Origin of the sequence: Nitrobacter sp. 62-13 (genome assembly GCF_001896955.1) — a bacterium.
GTDB lineage: Bacteria > Pseudomonadota > Alphaproteobacteria > Rhizobiales > Xanthobacteraceae > Nitrobacter.
The window spans coordinates 1-1,758 of the sequence record NZ_MKRN01000162.1; the positions used below are offsets into that span (position 1 = coordinate 1).

Annotated in this window: 1 protein-coding gene and 1 pseudogene; both read left to right on the forward strand. The window is 60.9% G+C overall.

The features are described from left to right. Positions 1-18: 18 nt before the first annotated feature. Positions 19-396, forward strand: a complete 378-nt coding sequence (rplL, locus tag BGN91_RS11235; RefSeq protein ID WP_292613149.1) for a 50S ribosomal protein L7/L12 — start codon at positions 19-21, stop codon at positions 394-396. A gap of 655 nt (positions 397-1,051) precedes the next feature. Then, positions 1,052-1,758: pseudogene (locus tag BGN91_RS11240) on the forward strand (DNA-directed RNA polymerase subunit beta); the annotation flags it as partial.

Sequence of the window (1,758 nt, forward strand, 5' to 3'; positions counted from 1 at the left end):
CGTTAAAGGAATATATCGATGGCTGATCTGCAGAAGATTGTTGACGACCTCTCGGCGCTGACCGTGCTCGAGGCTGCCGAACTGGCGAAGCTGCTCGAAGAGAAGTGGGGCGTGTCGGCCGCTGCCGCCGTGGCTGTCGCTGCTGCGCCGGGCGCCGGTGGTGGCGCTCCCGCCGCCGAGGAGAAGACCGACTTTACCGTCGTGCTTGCGGCCGCGGGCGACAAGAAGATCGAGGTGATCAAGGAAGTCCGCGCCATCACCGGGCTCGGCCTTAAGGAAGCCAAGGATCTGGTCGAAGGTGCGCCGAAGCCGCTGAAGGAAGGCGTTGCCAAGGACGAGGCCGAGAAGATCAAGGCCCAGCTCGAAAAGGCCGGCGCGAAGGTGGAATTGAAGTAATCGCGGCGTAGCCGACGATTACGAAATTCCATCCCCGGACGAGCGAGGCGAAGTCGAGCGCGATCCGGGGATGCCCCAAGGCGAGGATGGCCGGGTAAGCCCGGCCATGACGGAGGCTTAACTCGAGTGAATCCAGGCCTCTTCGTCTGGTTTGGCGAGTTTAGCGAGACCCGGAAACGCCCCGAGAAGGGGTGGATGGCTCCGGGACGAAGGTGAGATGAATGGGATTTCCTGACGAGTGCGATCCGATCGCGCCCGGCGGGTGCAGCGGCCGGATCTGGTCCGGATGGTTGTACACAGGAAAGTGTGAAGAGTCGGGGATCTACCCCTCGAATCTCCACGATTGCCATCCCATATTGGGGCGGCAGCACGAAAGCACAGCGGATGGCGGGAACGGCGGCGTTCTCTCATAAGCTGTTGGGAGAGCAGCGATTTCGGGCTTTTTCGGTCCGTTTGGAGACAGTTTTGACGGGCTGGGTGTACGCATTGCACCCCGCACGTCGTTTTGCGTTCTGCGAGCCTGGCGTTCCAGTTCAGGACTGAAGTCCTGATATTTGCGTTCCGCTCTTGAGAGCGTTCCGAGATTCACCCCGGGGGCGATGCCAATCGCGCTTCGGAAGGTTTGCCCCCACGGGCGACGACATGAGAGGCCACGATGGTGCAGCAGACGTTCACCGGTCGCAAGCGGGTTCGCAAGTTCTTTGGGCATATCCGGGAAGTCGCCGAGATGCCGAACCTGATCGAGGTTCAGAAGGCGTCCTACGACCAGTTCCTGATGGTTGACGAACCGCCCGGTGGCCGGCTCGACGAAGGTCTGCAGGCGGTTTTCAAGTCGGTGTTTCCGATCAATGACTTTTCGGGAACCTCGCAGCTCGAATTCGTGCGCTACGAATTCGAGGCGCCGAAGTACGACGTCGACGAGTGCCGCCAGCGCGGCATGACCTATGCCGCCCCGCTGAAGGTGACGCTTCGCCTCATCGTGTTCGACATCGACGAGGAAACCGGCGCGAAGTCGGTGAAGGACATCAAGGAGCAGGACGTCTACATGGGCGACATTCCGCTCATGACCATGAACGGCACCTTCGTCGTCAACGGCACCGAGCGCGTGATCGTCTCGCAGATGCATCGTTCGCCCGGCGTGTTCTTCGATCACGACAAGGGCAAGACTCACTCCTCCGGCAAGCTGCTGTTCGCCGCGCGCGTCATTCCCTATCGCGGCTCGTGGCTCGACATTGAGTTCGACGCCAAGGACATCGTGTTTGCGCGAATCGACCGCCGCCGCAAGATCCCGGTGACGTCGCTGATGTTTGCCCTCGGCCTCGACGGCGAGGAGATCCTGAGCACGTTCTACAAGAAAATTAT

What these genes read in the sequence shown, in the direction of transcription:
- rplL (WP_292613149.1), top strand. Translation starts at nt 19, where the DNA reads ATGGCTGATCTGCAGAAGATTGTTGACGACCTCTCGGCGCTGACCGTG.